This window comes from Paraburkholderia sp. BCC1885 (genome assembly GCF_900996235.1).
Taxonomy (GTDB): domain Bacteria; phylum Pseudomonadota; class Gammaproteobacteria; order Burkholderiales; family Burkholderiaceae; genus Paraburkholderia.
This window is the reverse complement of sequence record NZ_CAAJGM010000099.1, coordinates 81,298-96,978: the sequence shown is the minus strand read 5'-3', so window position 1 is coordinate 96,978 and position 15,681 is coordinate 81,298. Positions and strand designations below refer to the sequence as shown.

Here is a 15,681-nt window from a genome sequence, read left to right as displayed (position 1 = left end):
CACCATGGAAATGACCTACGACAACGGGCACGGTGACGATCCACAGCACGGGTGGCGTCGCTGGATCAGACCGGCGATTGCGGTGCTCGTGCTGCTCGGTGTTGCTGCGGCGATCTGGCATTTCGCGAGCGACACGGCGGGCGTGAAGCGTGTTGAGGCGCCGCAGGTGACGACGGTCATTCCCCTGCCGCCGCCTCCGCCGCCCCCGCCCCCACAGCAGAAGCCGCCCCCGGAAAAAATCCAGGAACAGGTAAAGACGCCGGTGGAGAAGCCGACGGTGGCGCCGAAGCCGTCCGAGACGCCGAAGCCATCGGACAACCAGCCGAAGCAGATGACGATGAACGCACCGGCGCAGGCCGGTACGGACAGCTTCAACATCGGTGCCGGCGACGGCGGCGGGATGGTGGGCAGCGGCGGAGGCGGCCAGTTCGGCAACTCGACCTACCGGCAGTACATGGCGTACCTGCTGCAGCAGACCGTCGAGCATGACAAGCGGGTGCAGGACGCAGGCGGTGCACATTTCACGGGGAGTCTGAACCTGTGGATGGAGCCTTCCGGACGGATCACGAGGGTGACGGTTGCGCAGTCCACCGGCGATGAAAAGCTCGACGCCGCGGTGGTGAGTGCGGTGGAGGCGCTGGGTAAGGTGGACGAACCGCCGCCGCCATCGGCGAGCTACCCGGTGCTTGTCAGATTAGAGGGGCGCCATCCGGGTTGAAGCGGACCGGGACAGGTCAGCCAGACGGAAAGTGCCAGTAAAAATTCAGCGGTCAAGTGGAGAATCGGGAATGATCCGGAAGATAAATAGACGGGGTGGTGGCGGGATTGGCGGAGGACACCATTTTCGACGAACGCGAAGCAGCCTCGCGGTGCTCATGGCAGTCATGGGCTTCGCGGGCGCGGCCCATGCGCAGTCGCTCGAGACCCAGGCGGCCGACGCGGCTGCTGCCGGGAAGGTCTCGGGGGCTGCGGACGCTACGGCACCGAGCGAGAGCACGGTGATCAACCTGATCAACCTGCTGGTCAAGCGCGGGGTGCTCACGAAGCAGAATGCGCAGGACCTGATCGCCGAAGCGCAGAACGAGGCGACGCAGGCCAGGGTCGCGCAGTCGAGGGCGGTTGCGGCGGCACCGGTCGGGGGGGCAGCGGTCGTGAATGCACCGACGCAACCGGGTGATGTGGCCGTGCCGTATGTGCCGCAGGTCGTGCGCGATCAGATCCGCGACCAGGTCAAGCAGGAAGTGGTCGCGCAGGCGAAGGCCGAGAACTGGGCGCAACCCAATACGTTTCCGGACTGGGTTTCGCGCATCCACCTGAACGGCGACATTCGTGTACGGGACCAGTTCGATTTCTTCTCGCCGCGCAACGCACCGCTCACGAATTTTGCCGCGATCAATTCGGGTAGTCCCTTCGACATCAATCCGAATACGAATACGACCGTGCCTCCCCAGGTCAACACCCAGCACGACCGCGACAATGAGCTGAGTATCCGGGCGCGGCTGGGCGTCGTCGCGGATATCTCGAGCCAGCTCACGGCGGGCCTGCAGCTCGCGAGCGGCAACGACGATGGTCCGGTCTCGACGACGAGCCTGCTTGGCGGCGGTTTTGCCAAAAACAATATCTGGCTGAACCAGGCCTACCTGAAGTACCAGCCGGTGCCATGGCTGAACGTGACCGCAGGCCGCTTCGACAACCCGTTCTTTTCCTCGGATCTCGTGTTCTCGAACGACCTTGAGTTCGACGGTATCGCGGCGAACTTCCGCCATCTGATGCCTGGGCGGGACGACGTCACGCTGTTCGGTACGGTGGGCGCATTTCCGATCCAGTACAGCTCGGACGGCTTCCTTGCGGAGAATGGCGATACGCCCGGTGGCACCACGAAGTGGATGCTGGGCGCCCAGCTGGGTGCCGAATGGAAGATCAACGAGGCCAACAAGCTCAAGGGAGCGGTGGCCTACTACGACTTCATGAACCTGCAGGGGCAACTGTCGTCACCGTGCGCGCTGTACCTCGGTGCCGCGAGCTGCGGCACGGACAATGACGCACCGGCATTCATGCAGAAGGGCAACACGCTCATCGCGCTGCGCAACATTGTGCAGAACCCGAACCTCGCCCCTGGCACCACCCCTGAGCCGGAGCTTTTCGGTCTTGCCTACAACTATCGGATCTTCGACACGAAGCTTGAATGGGACACGAAGCTGACCGAGCGCTACAAGCTGCGCCTTGATGGCGAGTTCGTGCGCAATCTCGCGTACAACCGCAGCGCCGCGCTCAACGCAGCGTCGCTGCCGGTCAACAACTTCAACAGCACTGCGTCGAACCCGACAGCGGCCGACTACCGAAGCGGCGCGAATGGTTTCATGTTCAAGGCGACGATTGGCGATCCGGATACCGTCGAGAAGGGCCAGTGGAACTTCTCGGTCACCTACAAGTACCTGGAGCCGGATGCCGTGCTGGATGCGTTCACCGATCCTGACTTCGATCTCGGTGGGACAAACGCGAAGGGCTACATCATCGGAGCGCAGTACGCCGTGGCGAAGAATGCCTGGCTGCAGGCACGCTGGTTGAGCGCACGGGAAGTGTATGGGCCGCCGCTGTCGATCGACGTGCTGCAGCTTGAAATGAACGCACGGTTCTGATGGGGACAGCCATGAATGTGCGTCATTTCATTGTCGTCACGGGCGTCCTTGCCGGATGCCTCCTGATGGGCACGGATACGGCCTCTGCGCAGAGCATCGAGGATCGTCTGCGTTCGCAGTTGCGCGATACCGCGCAACAGTTGCATCAGCTCCAGGACAACCAGGGGCCGTTGCAGGCCCAGGTCACCCAGGCGCAGCAGGAGCGTGACAAGGCGCAGGCCGATCTGAAACAGGCACAGGCCGATCTTGCCGCGGCGCAGGGCAAATCCAGTGCACAGGTCGCAGCCGAGCGCTCGCTTGCTGCTGAGAAAGCGAGTCATGCCCAGGACGACCAGCAGCTCGCGAAGTACAAGTCGGCCTATGAGGATCTTCTCACCCTGTCGCGTTCGCGCGATGCCGAGCGTACGCAGTTGCAGACGTCGCTCAAGACCCAGCAGACGCAGTTGCAGACATGCGAGGCGAAGAACGCACAGCTCTATCAGGTCGGCCACGACGTGCTGGACGCCTATGAGCATGTCGGGCTGGGCACGGTTCTGAAGACGCGTGAGCCGTTCGCGCAGCGCACACGTGTGAAGTACGACCAGATCGCTCAGGACTATGGCGATCAGCTTTACGCCGGCAAGTTCGACGCACGGGTAGTTCCAGCCTCGGCGGCTGCGGCAGCGTCCGCGCCGGCGACGACGAAATAGCGCTGCGTGTAGTGGCCGCGTGTACGGCTACGTGAAAGCGCGTGGCTTGATGGGTCCAGCGGGATCCGAATTGCAAACTGAGAAGAGGGTACGGACATGGCAGCAAAACAGACGGAAACCACGAAGGGCGCGGACGAGGCGGCCGGTGTCGCGTCACTCCCGGTCGTTGAACCGGCGATGGTGGAATCGGTGAGCGTGGACGACGTCGCGGAACTCTTCAAGGCGGCCGGATACCGGATCACGCCGGCTGAACAGAACGGCCGGGTGCAGCTGATGAGCGCGAGTCAGGGCATCGGCTTCGCCGTGCGCTTCGGCAACCCGGTCGCCAACGCGGAGGACCGGTTCATCGACTACACGCTCAGTTGCGTCATGCAGGTGCAGGGCGAATTACCGCCGGAAGTGGTCGCGTCATGGGGCCGCACGAAACGGTTTGCGCGGCTGTCGGCGCAGGGTCAGTTCCTTGTGCTCGAGATGGACGTGGTCGTCGCGGGCGGTGTCAGCCCGCGTCATCTGAGTTCGCTGATCGAGCTGTGGGATCGTCTGATCCAGGAATTCCTGCTGCATCTGCGCAACCGTCCGGCGATGGCCGCATCGGCGCAGCAGGCAGCGGCCGACGAGGCGGGCAAGGGCGACGGCGCCACGCTGCAATGATGTCGTGTGCTGGTCCCGTTGCCATCGTGCCGCTCATTGGGCAACACCGACGGCGTTCGCGTGGTGCGGATGTGCAGCTCGGCCGGGCGGATCCTGCCCGGCCGTCGTGGCAGCACCCGCGCATCGTTCGCATGCAAACGCTTACGCGTCAGTTTCAGGCGGCGTTCGATCGTAGCGATCGGCTGGTGCGGCAGTGCGAAGCATTTTTTGAGGTGCGTGGCGTGTGGGGGCGCGATGCGGAAGATATGCGGCCGCGGCTCACCGTGAAGGCCTGGACGGACTGGACAGGCTGTGTCGATCGGGTCGAATTCGCAGGGCTGCGCGCGGTGTCGGACGATGCGTTGCGTGCGGTACTGCTGGCACGCCCGGTTGAGGCAGGCCTGCCAGATCGGGCGCGGCATGAACCGGTGTGGATCGGATTGCGTCTGGTCGGCGCGGGCTGGTCACCGGGTTGATATGAACAGGAGAGCGTCGTGGAGAAACTGAACACGCTATGGCGTCGACTGACTCTCGTGCGCGCGAGAGGGGCGCCAGGCGATGTCACACATGAGGTCACGCATGACCGGAGCTCCGGCAGTCCGCTGGGCCGGACCCGGCTAGGGCGGGTTCTGCTTGCGTGGATGGCGTTGTCGGGGACGTCGGGCGCGCAGGCGCAGCCAGTTTCCGCCGACCAGGCGCCGCAGGCCTGGGTCGTCTATGCGCAGCGGGTTTCGCTTTGCTTCCAGACTGCGCTTGCGAGTGACGATGCGCGAGCGCAGCGCTTCAACACGTTTTTTCAGCGCTGGGCCGATGCGTCGGTGAACCCGTCGTTGAACCCGCTTCCCGCGAGCAGCGCGGATGCGGACCATGGCACGGCGCCACCTGAGCCCGTACTGAAGGTGAGGGTATGGCTGGATCACGATGGGCGCGTGACGCGCATCGGGCTCGATCCATTCGGCGACGACGAAGCAGTGGCGTCCCTGCGCAGCCTTCTGCTTTCGCAGACGGTGGGTGCGCCACTGCCGCGTGGGATGAAACAGCCTGTGGTGGTGCGTCTGGCAGCAGGGGCGCAACTGTGACGGATGCTGGGGGGCAACGGCGATGGTCCGGTTGCCCGACATGAACGTTGGAACTGGCGGGAGTGTGCAGGATGAAAAAAGTGACGAGGGTGATGTTGCTGGCTGGGCTGATTGGAAGCGCTTCGTGCGGAGCCTGGGCGCAGAGCGATGTGATCGCGAGTGCGGGACAGGTATCGGTCACGCAGTCGGATATTGAAAAGCTGGTCAAGCCGCTGAGCGCCGAGAACCGCGAGCGGCTGGCAGCCGATCCGTCGAGGCTGGACCAGGTGGTCCGGGCGAACCTGGCTGAGAAGGCCGCGCTTGCTGAGGCCAAGGCGAAGGGGTGGGACAAGCAGCCCCAGGTGCAGGCCATGATCGAGCAGGCGCAGCGCGAGGTGATCATACGCAGCTATGTGACATCTGTGGCGGCCGTGCCCTCGGATTATCCGTCGGACCAGCAGATCCAGGACGCGTATGACAGCAACCCTGGCCAGTTTACTGCGCCGCGCATGGTGCACCTGGCGCAGATCTACATCGCGCTGCCGCCGGGTGGCGATGCCGCGGCGGCCGAGCGCACGCGAAAACAGGCGGCGGATATCGCAAAGCAGGCACATGCGGGTGGCGCCGACTTTGCGGCGCTGGCGCACGCGAAGTCCGACGACAAACCCGGTGCCGCGAATGGCGGCGACATGGGCTTTCTGCCCGAATCCGGACTGCTGCCGGAGGTTCGTACGGCGGTGGACAAGATGAAATCCGGTGATGTGTCCGGCCCGATTGAAACGCGTGATGGCTTTCACGTGATCCGGCTGGTGGACTCGCATGCACCGGGCCTGCGCCCGCTTGCCGAGGTAAAGGAACAGATCCGCACCGCACTGCGGCAGCAGAAACAGCAGCAGGACGCCCAGGCGTACATGCAGAAGCTGGCGGGTTCGGCACCGATCAACGAGGACGCACTGAGGAAAGCGCTGTCCACAGCGCAGTGAGCGAGGTGAACTATTACGCGGGATAGACAGGAGAAGCCGCCGCACCCGCTCGACGAGGGCTATATCGAGGCTTACGCCTCGGCGGCGCGGGGCAAACCGGACGACGAGGAGCCGCTGCAGAGATTTATATGTCCACTGTGCGAGGGGGTGCTGGTCCCGGAAGGGCATCGTCACGGACATCAGTATTTCAGGCATGAGAACAGTGCTGACGCCGAGCGGTGTCCGCTCACGACGTCGAACTATGAGCTTGCCGGGATGTCGGTCGGGCATGCGCGGGACCCGGTGGAGCGGGAGCACCGGACTCGCTTTCTCGAGCACTGGCAACGTCATTACCGGATCGCGAAGGCGGAGGCACCGTTTCTGGACATCGAACGCTTTACCCGTCTGATCGCGTACGCGGATGTCGTGAATCTCTGGTCATATCCGCAGCTTGATGAGCACGATATTCCCTACGTGCTGCTCGTGATGGCCGGGTTCATGACCGTGCATCGCAAGGGCGCCGAGACGACGCGTGAGCGCTTCTGGTTCGAGGGGAACGTGCGTCGCGCGGAGGATTTGTGGAAGACCGGGCGTAAGGCCAGGGCGCGGCTTTTCAAGATCGTGTATCGCGATCCGTCGCGCACCCCGTTTCCAGTTGGTGCGGACGTCCTGCGCTGGCAGCTGGTCGAACGGGTGTCGCGTGTCGCCGATGCCGGTGCGCCTCGCGTGAGCCGCCCGGAGATCCGGGAGTTTGAGCTGTTCATGGAGCGCCACGAGGCCTGGCGGCGCGATCGCGGCAAGCAGTGAATGGAGGGCAAATGAATGCAGATGCGCAGTGCAATGACGGGCGGCGGTCCGCGGCGAATAGGTGGAGGCGGCGGTGCAGACGCGTCCTGTACGGGCTGCTCGTGTTGATGCTGCCTGCCGCCAGCATGGCCCAGTCTGCGCCTGAGGCGGCAAAGGCGGTGACGGCTGCGACGCCCTCGAAGCAGGTGTGCGTCGATGCGGAAGTCGATGGCGAGCGGGCGCTCTCATACGACTGCCTGAACCAGCAACTGGCACCGGCTGCGGTCGCGGGCGGTGCTGTGGCGCCCAATGCCGCGCAGGCGTTGGCGACGGCGCCGTCGAACCGCGTTGGCACGTTTAACTATTCGGCCGAGAGCATCCGCTTTGGTTCGAACTGGGGCAAGTCGGTTTTCCCGCAGCGACCGGCGCCGGTGCAGCCGGTCCCGTTGCGGTGAACAGCAAGGGAGATGACGCGGACGTGGGACAGCAGATTGTACTCGTGGGTCGTGTGGCCGAGCGCGGGGTAGGTGGATATGGTGGCGCGCCGGCTAACGATGCGGGGTGCGATGGTGTGTGCGCCGGTTCGCTGACGCACAGGGATGCAATCGCTCCGTGCGAGATCCCGATGGCGGCCGAGGACGGCGTGGCCGATCTCGTCGCCGGGTCGGCTCACGCGCAGGCGTGCACGCGGTGGAGCGCAGTACACCGGCCTCCCGGAAACGTCATGGGGCCGGTGCGCCCGCGCAGCGGCATCCCGTTCGCCAGGTACCGCGATGTGGTTTTGTGGGACGAACTGTGAGTGCGAACGCGTGAGCTATCCGGGACCGCTTGCCGTGCGTAGCGAGGTGCGTCCGGGGTGCGTTTTTCGATAGAAACCAACGGGGAAGACTGATGATGACCATGAACAGAGCCTTGATCGCGGCAGCAATCGGAACCATCGTGACGCTGTCGGCACATGCCGCAGATATCACGGGCGCAGGTAGCACCTTCGCCGCGCCGATCTATGAGAAATGGGCCGACGCATACCAGAAGTCCGGGGGCGGACACGTCAACTATCAGGGCATCGGTTCGTCGGGGGGTATCAAGCAGATCATCGCGAAGACGGTCGACTTTGCCGGTTCGGACGTGCCGTTGACCGACGAGGAACTGGCGAAGGACGGTCTGTTCCAGTTCCCGACGGTGGTGGGTGGTGTGGTGGCCGCGGTGAACCTGCCGGGCATCCAGCCGGGCCAGCTGGTTCTGTCGGGCTCCGTGCTGGGCGACATCTATCTCGGCCAGCTCACGAAGTGGAACGATCCGGCAATCGTCGCGCTGAACCCGAAGCTGAAGCTTCCGGATACCGACATTGCCGTGGTGCGTCGTGCCGACGGTTCGGGGACGAGTTTCATCTGGACGAACTATCTGTCGAAGGTGAACCCGCAGTGGAGGGCGAAGGTGGGTGAAGGCGCAACGGTCAGTTGGCCGACCGGTACGGGTGGCAAGGGCAATGACGGCGTCGCCGCATTTATCCAGCGCCTGCCAGGTGCGATCGGCTACGTGGAGTGGGCGTATGCGAAGCAGAATCACATGACGTATGTTGGGCTGAAGAATGCGGCGGGCGCAACGGTCGAGCCGGGTACCGACACGTTCAAGGCGGCCGCTGCCAGCGCGCAGTGGCAGAAGACGTTTTACCAGATCCTGACCGATGAGCCGGGCCGCAATGCGTGGCCGGTGGTGGGCGGCACTTTTGTGTTGCTGCACACGACGCAGGACAGTGCGGAGAAGGGAGCCGCGACCCTGAAATTCTTCGACTGGGCATTCCGCAATGGCGAGCAGGCGGCCGATGATCTCGACTACGTTTCCCTGCCGGCTTCGGTTCTCAGCACGATCCGCGCGCAATGGAAGACGAAGGTCAGGGATGCGTCGGGCAAGGCGGTGCTGCCATGAACGCAGGCCACGAGGATTGATCCAGGCGGGCCGCACGCGAGGGCATTGCAGCACGCATGTGTGCCGTGACCGTGAGGTGGCCGCCAGGTGGCGTGACGCCGGGGTGCCTTGGACTGGGCCCGAGGGCAACCCGTGTTTCGTGACACGTTTGAGAGGTGGAACGATGCAGAACCGGACTGAGTTTGAGATGTACGCGAGGGGTGAGAATTTCGATCTCACAAGGCGCGGCGATGGGTATCAAAACGCGGTAACTGAGGGTGCCTGGCGGCAATGTCAGGCGCAGATACAGACAAACAATGCGCGCGTTCGGTATGCGTGGGGCTATGTGCTGGGCGATGGAGTGTGGCGGTACCAGCGCGAATGGTCTCCAGGCGCCCAGATGTATCCCGTCTATGAGCTGTCGCCTCAGGTGATGAAGGCTCTGGAAAGGGACAGTGGCATCTGATCCAGGCATGGCGTTTGGCGCACCGCTGGCGGCGTATCGGTCCTTGCGGAGCTGGAGCCCGCCGCGTTCGATCTCATCGGAGTCTTGCTACGCCGGGGGAAACCGCGATCCGGGTGTATCCCGGGCGCGGTACAAGGCGATGTTTAGGCACGTGGGTGGCGAGGGGACCGGTTGTGGGGGCCCAGCGTCATGATCCGTGCGACGGTGTGGCACGGCGGTGGATGAAGTCAATGAATGGGAGCAGGGGTGAATACCACGCTGCATCCGCTCGACGAGCGATGCGTCAGCGTCAATGCGCGCCTGGCGGCATATATGAGTGACGACGGTGCCAGCAGTCCGGCCGGCAAGGCTGGCTCGCGGTGTCCTGTCTGCGATGGTGCACTCGAGCAGGCAGGGGAGGATGGCGAGCCGCACAGGTTGGTGCACAGGTTTCGCGAGGACGCGACGCGGTGTCCGCTCACCACGCCTTCTTACCAGCCGGACGGGATAGGTGTTCACCAGCAGCGCGACGTGCGGCTCCTGGCTGCGCATCGCGATATATTTTTGCGCCACTGGTCGCTGCATTTCCAGGTGATGCGCAGGGCGGTCCCCGCGCTGACGATACAGCGGTTTGTGCATCTGATTGAGTACGCGGATGTGCTGAACCTGTGGTCGTACCCCGAGCTTGACGAGCGGGATGTTCCGTACGTGCTGCTGGTGATGGCGGGGTTCATCCGGCAGGTGCCGCAGCCCGCAGGGGATGAGGACGACGCGGAGGGCGAAGTGACATGGGTGCGGTTCTGGTTTGATAGCAGTGTGTCCGATGAGGGCGACCTCTGGCTGCAGGGCCGAGCGCGCCCGCAGCTGTTCAGGCTGATTTACCGTGACCCTGAGCTGACGCCGTTTCCTACCGGCGCCGAAGTATTGCAGTGGGAGACCGTGGTGCGCGATGAAGCATTTCTCGATAACCCGGTCGCATCGGTCGCATCGGTGAGCCGCGCGGACATGCAGGCATTTCATCGTTTCATGGGGATGTCACCTGGGCGTGACGGGCGGCTGATGGATGGTCGCGGTGCAGCCTGGTTCTGAGTCAATCCGCGGTGGACGGTGGCGGGTTCACGCTGGCAGGGAAAACGGCTGCCGCGTTCATGCGGGCGTCGCTCTGCGCAGGCAATAATGGCGCCTTCGTGATTGTATTGGTTGGAAAGGTGATATGTCGAAGCAGGTGTTTGAGCATGGAAAGTACTGGTTGAACTGTGAACCGTTGTGTATGCCCGATGGCCGGTTTTGCGCGATGGTCGTGGTGACGAGCAGGGCGAATGGCTCGTTTGTTACGAGCCGCAGGTTTCCCGACCCGGAGCGTTTTGACGGGCCGGATGCCGCAGTCGCGCACGCCAGGCGATGGGCTGGAGACTGGATCAATCGCTTTGGTTGAGAACACCGGCCGGTGCAGATGCCGTCTGTGGCGTGCGGCAGACGGTAGCCCCCGGGCAGGGAATCACTGAAGGTTGGAGCAGGCATGAAGTATTGCGACAGGACAGGGTTGAGAACGATGGTGCTGGCCGGAGTACTGGCCTGCCTCCAGATACAGGGAGGGCATGCAGGATGGTCCGCCGGCTTCGTCGCGTCCGCGATCGGCCAGGAGGTTGTCGCGACAGCGCCGCAGATGACGGTGCCGAATTTTGCGGCCCTGGTGAGGCGCTATGGGCCCGCGGTCGTCAATATCAGTGTGACGCATGAGGTCACGCAGATGGGTATCCAGTTGCCCCCGGGCGTTGCACCGGGCAATCCGCTCGCGCCGTTTCTCGCGAGACGCGTGATCGGCAATCGAGAGGAAGTGAGCCTGGGCTCCGGGTTCATCGTGAGTTCGGACGGCTACATCCTGACGAACCGGCATGTCGTGGGCGATGCTGCGTCGGTCGATGTGAAGCTCACGGACAAACGCGAGTTCAAGGGCAAGGTGATCGGCAGTGATGCGCTGTCCGACGTTGCGCTGGTGAAGATCGATGCGAGCGATTTGCCCGTGGTCGTGACGGGCAACCCGGATCGCACCGAGGTCGGCGACTGGGTGATGGCGATCGGCTCGCCCTACGGCTTTGCCAACACGGTGACGTCCGGTATTGTCAGTGCGAAGTCGCGTTCACTGCCAGGCGAAGCGTACATCCCGTTCATCCAGACCGACGTTCCGATCAATCCGGGCAATTCCGGTGGACCGCTGTTCGATCTGGCGGGGCGCGTCATCGGGATCAACTCGACGATTTACTCGAGGACGGGTGGATATCAGGGACTGTCGTTCGCGATCCCGATCGACATCGCGCTGGACGTGAAGAACCAGTTGCTGAAGAGCGGTCAGGTGACGCGCGGCAAGCTGGGGGTGTCGCTGCAGGAAGTCAGCCAGTCGCTCGCGCATTCGTTCGGATTGTCCAGGCCGGACGGAGCGCTGATCGTTTCGGTCGAGGCCGATGGGCCGGCGGCGCAGGCCGGGCTTCAGCCGGGCGACGTGGTGCTGGCGGTGAATGGTCGTGAGGTGGGGGATTCGGCCGACCTGCTCACGATGGTCGCAAAGATCCGTCCGGGTCAGACGGCGGATCTGACGGTATGGCGCTCGGGCACGGCGACTCATATGGACGTGACGGTGGGACAGCTGGAGAGCAGCAGCGCTTCGACGGGCATGGCCCAGACGCCGCCACGCCTGGGCGTGACGGTGCGCCCGCTCACGCCACAGGAGCAGCAGAAGCTGGGGGTTGATCACGGGCTGCTGGTCCAGCAGGTGACGGGTCGCGCGGCCACGATCGGGCTGAAGGTCGGCGATGTTGTGCTGTCGGTGAACGGCACGCCGGTCACGACGATCGACGAACTGGCCGAACAGTTGCGACAGGCGGCGGGCAATGCGGCACTGCTGATCCAGCGTGGCACGACACGGCAGTACCTGCCGATCGACCTGAGTTCGTCAAACGGGTGAGCGTAGCGCGATGAAGGGTATGTGCCGATGTCTGGCGAATGACGCGAGAGGTTGGGAGGCGATCTGGCCGGGAGGCGGGACTGCCTGGCATCGTCGGCAGGAACCCGGGTGCGGTGGAGGATGCCCTCCGCTTGATGTGCCGGTTGGCGCAGAGGGGAGAAGGCGGGAATCACGGTGCCTGTCTCACTGCTGCGCGGTGTGCTGTGCCTCGAGCCCACTCCGTATCCATCGTTTCAGATAGCAGGTCCTTCACTTTTGGGGAAAGACAATGCCTGATCAGACTGCCGTGCATGCGAGGCAGGTTTCGGAGGAACACCCGGGGATGTTGTTGCCGTGTGTGAGCCCCGCCTCGTTCTGGGCGCCACAACATATCGTGCCATCGGCATGGCTGGAGCATGCACCGTTTGGGTTCTGGCTGATGGACGCCCTGCGGCCTCGTGTTTTGGTTGAACTGGGTACGCATGCCGGTTTTTCGTTTCTCGCCCTGTGCCAGGCTGTCGAGCGGCTCAGGCTGCCTACTGCCTGTTATGCCGTTGATACATGGCTAGGCGACGAACACGCGGGTTTTTACGGTGAGGACATATTTCAGAATCTGTCCGGCATCCAGGCCCGGCACTATGCCGGATTTTCGCAACTGATCCGGGCGCGCTTTGACGAGGCGCGCGCGTATTTTTCTGATGGTGAGATCGATCTGCTTCATATCGACGGACGGCACCACTACGAGGACGTTGTGGAGGATTACTCCACCTGGTTGCCGAAGCTATCGGAGCAGGCCATCGTGCTGTTCCACGATATCAACGTCCGGGAACGGGGCTTCGGTGTCTGGCGCCTGTGGGAGGATCTGAGGGAAAAGCATCCCTCCTTCGAGTTCATCCATGGCCATGGTCTGGGGGTGCTGTGTCCCGGACCGAGTGTGCCGCCCGGGGTGCGTCCTCTGTTTGCGGCCAGTGAGGACGTGGGCGTGCAGATACGGCATCTGCATGCCCGGCTGGGTGCCGCAATTTCGCCCCAGTTTAAGCTGGAGCAGACGCTTGTTGAACTGGGTGGACGGGTTCAGGTTTTGCAACAGCAACTTGACGCGCAGCAGCAGAGCGAATCGGACCTGCGTACCCTGTTGTACGAAATGGAAAAAATGGCCTGCTTTCGAAATGATGCGGTGGCCAGCCAGCAGACAGTCAACCAGTTACAGGCTGACCTGTCGGCTATCGGCATTAGGTTTTCATCCGCACGCGACGAACTCGGGGCGATCCGGGCCAGTACCACATGGCGCATCCTCGGCATTGTCCGGTCTGTCGGCACGCATATTCCGCTGCCGGTACGACGTCAGTTGCGGCGCGGTTTAAAGGCGCTATGGTGGGCTGCCACGCCGTATCGCATGCCGGCGAGAATCGGCTTCCTGCGCGCGCGTGGGGCACAGCGGGCACACTGATTCTGGCCGCAACTGGCGGTGGTTGACCAAAACGAAGAGGCGGATTGAAGCGGATTGACGCGGATGAAACGGAATCGGAATGAACGATGGTTGCTGCCCCTGCGTCTGCTGGCGGGTAACGCGGCACTGTTGATCGAGCGCGGTACGACACGGCAATAGCCGTCGATCGACCTGGGCCCGTCGAGTGGGTAAGCCGCGCGGTGGGCCCAAAGAGGGCGGTGCTAAGTCCAGCAAGGCGGGTTATGGCGCGGTGCATGGGGGCAGTGCTTACGACTCACGATGACAGAACAGGAAGGGTGATGGAACAGCTTGTTAGTCCTCCTGAAAGGGTCGACGATTTTTATCGCGCGTTCGAAGATGTATTCCGCGGTCCGCGCGAACTCATCAAGAGCCGGCTGGCCGTGTATTTGCCATTCGTCGAACCGCTACTGTCTCACTTTAGCGGAGCGACGACCCTGGATCTGGGCTGCGGCCGCGGGGAGTGGCTCGAACTGATGCGCGAAATCGGGTTTAAGGCCCGAGGCGTCGATCTGGACGAGAACATGCTGACAGCGTGTCATCGGGCCGGACTGAACGTCGAAAACCGGGATGCACTGGAAGCGCTGCGGGCACTGCCTGATGAGTGTCTGGCGATTGTTTCTGCGTTTCACGTCGTCGAGCACATCGGCTTTGACGATCTTCGCACACTGGTCTCTGAGGCCAAACGCGTATTGTTGCCTGGCGGCCTTCTGGTACTGGAGACACCTAATCCGGAAAACATCGTGGTCGCCAGCCGGAAATTCTATCTGGATCCCAGCCACTTCAAGCCGATTCCGTCTGAACTGCTGGGGTTTGTCGCGCAGTATTCAGGCTTCGCACGCGTAAGAGCAATAGGACTTCAGGAAAACGAGGCGATAAGGAGTCCTAATGAACCGGTGAACCTGATGCAGGTTCTGGATGGCGTGAGTCCGGACTATGCCGTCGTGGCACAGAAGGCTGGCCCCGACGCTGTTTTCGAATGTAATGCCGAAGCCTTTCGGGCCGAGTATGGCCTGACGCTTCATGCATTGACCGAGCGTTATTCGAGCGAGCGGGAGGAGCGGACCCGATCGATCGAGCTTCGCGCGCAGCAGCTGGAGGCTTCCCTGCATTGGGTTGCGGTGACTGCGGCATGGGCCGTGACGGATCAGTTCGGAGTGAAAGTGCGGGAAGTGGAAGCAACGGCGCAGCGTGCAGAAGCGCGCTCTTGCGAGACCCGTTCGCAACTTGAGGCTCTGTATGGCAGCGCCTCGTGGCGCATCACCGCGCCGCTGCGGCGCGCTGAAGATACGGTACGTCATCGTTACGCCCAGGCCCAGAGCGGCGTCAGCCTGTTGCTTCAACATGCGGCGCTCTACGTGGGGCGTCGACCGCGTCTGAAGCGCGCCACATCAAGGGTGCTTGGGTTGACGCCCGGGTTGAAGGCGAGGTTGCAGAAGTCCGTTAAGGGCGTAGCCGCGCCAGAGATTTCGGCGCAGGACGATTCTCACGGAAGCAACAGGTAATTGCGCGGGGCTGATGGCCCGAGATGGGAGGTTGCACGCATTTACTGAACGGCTGTTTTACGGACCTGGGTCGCGCTTGATCGATCGGTGCAGGGTCGCGTAAAAGCGCTTGCGGCGCAGCGGGATGTCCGGCGAGCTGGTGACGGTTGACCAGAAAGGAGAGGCAGTTTGAAACGCATGAAATGGTATCGGATTGAACGATGGATGCTGTGCGTTTGCCTGCTGGGGGGTAACGCGCAGGCCGATCCTCCGGCGAGCCGGCCTGCAGCGGCGAGTGGCGCCTCGGGCACCAGCCATAGAGGATGCCCAGGCGTTAAGCAGGGCGCCTCGACGTTTCCCTACGACTGTCTGAACCGCAAGCTCGCCCCCAGGCCCGTCGCACGGGCGGCCAGCAGTGCAGGGAATCCGGCAGAGGGTCTGGTGACCCAGCCGCCGAACCGCACAGGTGCGCCCCCGGTGCGATAGTGCGGGACCATGCCCGGCGGGATGGACGGGGATAGGAAACGGTGGCGGGCATAGGCCAGCGACTGACTGGCTGGGGAGAACGGGGGACGTGTGGTCAGTGTGTCAGGTGTTGGGATTCACTTTGACTCACGGCGCGTATTGCCTGTCATACACGCCGGGGCAGACATTCGCAGGACGGTATGGCGCGA

At 63.3% G+C, this 15,681-nt stretch carries 15 protein-coding genes; all 15 read left to right on the top strand.

The genetic code is table 11. The features are described 5' to 3' along the window. Positions 1–4: 4 nt before the first annotated feature. The 15 genes from FQ755_RS08130 to FQ755_RS08060 all read left to right on the top strand — a co-directional run bounded on the left by FQ755_RS08130 (position 5) and on the right by FQ755_RS08060 (position 15,028). Complete coding sequence (locus FQ755_RS08130) at positions 5–718, top strand: energy transducer TonB (RefSeq protein WP_144152914.1); 714 nt, start codon at positions 5–7, stop codon at positions 716–718. 70 nt (positions 719–788) lie between these two features. Continuing rightward, positions 789–2,639: a putative porin gene (locus tag FQ755_RS08125; protein ID WP_144152912.1), complete on the top strand. Its 1,851-nt coding sequence runs from the start codon at positions 789–791 to the stop codon at positions 2,637–2,639. 11 nt (positions 2,640–2,650) lie between these two features. Then, positions 2,651–3,328 carry a hypothetical protein gene (locus FQ755_RS08120; protein WP_186308451.1) on the top strand — a complete coding sequence of 226 codons (678 nt, stop codon included), beginning with the start codon at positions 2,651–2,653 and terminating at the stop codon, positions 3,326–3,328. Between the two features lie 96 nt (positions 3,329–3,424). Next, positions 3,425–3,979, top strand: a complete 555-nt coding sequence (locus tag FQ755_RS08115) for a YbjN domain-containing protein (RefSeq protein WP_144152910.1) — start codon at positions 3,425–3,427, stop codon at positions 3,977–3,979. A gap of 131 nt (positions 3,980–4,110) precedes the next feature. Beyond that, on the top strand, positions 4,111–4,434 hold the full coding sequence (locus FQ755_RS08110; protein WP_144152908.1) for a hypothetical protein: 324 nt from the start codon (positions 4,111–4,113) through the stop codon (positions 4,432–4,434). Between the two features lie 18 nt (positions 4,435–4,452). Further along, positions 4,453–5,037 carry a hypothetical protein gene (locus FQ755_RS08105; protein ID WP_144152906.1) on the top strand — a complete coding sequence of 195 codons (585 nt, stop codon included), beginning with the start codon at positions 4,453–4,455 and terminating at the stop codon, positions 5,035–5,037. 71 nt (positions 5,038–5,108) lie between these two features. Beyond that, positions 5,109–5,999, top strand: coding sequence for a peptidylprolyl isomerase (locus FQ755_RS08100; protein ID WP_144152904.1), 891 nt, complete (start codon positions 5,109–5,111; stop codon positions 5,997–5,999). Positions 6,000–6,146: 147 nt separating this feature from the next. Next, on the top strand, positions 6,147–6,785 hold the full coding sequence (locus FQ755_RS08095; protein ID WP_144152902.1) for a hypothetical protein: 639 nt from the start codon (positions 6,147–6,149) through the stop codon (positions 6,783–6,785). Between the two features lie 125 nt (positions 6,786–6,910). Beyond that, positions 6,911–7,219 (top strand): hypothetical protein, encoded by a 309-nt coding sequence (locus tag FQ755_RS08090; RefSeq protein ID WP_260858419.1) that lies wholly within the window; start codon positions 6,911–6,913, stop codon positions 7,217–7,219. Positions 7,220–7,242: 23 nt separating this feature from the next. Next, complete coding sequence (locus FQ755_RS08085; RefSeq protein ID WP_144152900.1) at positions 7,243–7,563, top strand: hypothetical protein; 321 nt, start codon at positions 7,243–7,245, stop codon at positions 7,561–7,563. A 101-nt stretch (positions 7,564–7,664) separates the two neighbouring features. Then, a complete protein-coding gene (gene pstS / locus FQ755_RS08080; RefSeq protein WP_186308450.1) occupies positions 7,665–8,690 on the top strand; it encodes a phosphate ABC transporter substrate-binding protein PstS in 1,026 nt (341 codons plus the stop codon). 691 nt (positions 8,691–9,381) lie between these two features. Further along, the gene (locus tag FQ755_RS08075; protein WP_144152898.1) at positions 9,382–10,203 is read left to right on the top strand and encodes a hypothetical protein; all 822 of its coding nucleotides are present in this window, start codon (positions 9,382–9,384) and stop codon (positions 10,201–10,203) included. A 430-nt stretch (positions 10,204–10,633) separates the two neighbouring features. Further along, a complete protein-coding gene (locus tag FQ755_RS08070; RefSeq protein WP_260858418.1) occupies positions 10,634–12,076 on the top strand; it encodes a Do family serine endopeptidase in 1,443 nt (480 codons plus the stop codon). A 268-nt stretch (positions 12,077–12,344) separates the two neighbouring features. Further along, positions 12,345–13,505 carry a class I SAM-dependent methyltransferase gene (locus FQ755_RS08065; protein ID WP_222105723.1) on the top strand — a complete coding sequence of 387 codons (1,161 nt, stop codon included), beginning with the start codon at positions 12,345–12,347 and terminating at the stop codon, positions 13,503–13,505. A gap of 299 nt (positions 13,506–13,804) precedes the next feature. Further along, positions 13,805–15,028 (top strand): class I SAM-dependent methyltransferase, encoded by a 1,224-nt coding sequence (locus FQ755_RS08060; protein ID WP_186308449.1) that lies wholly within the window; start codon positions 13,805–13,807, stop codon positions 15,026–15,028. Positions 15,029–15,681 lie beyond the last annotated feature (653 nt).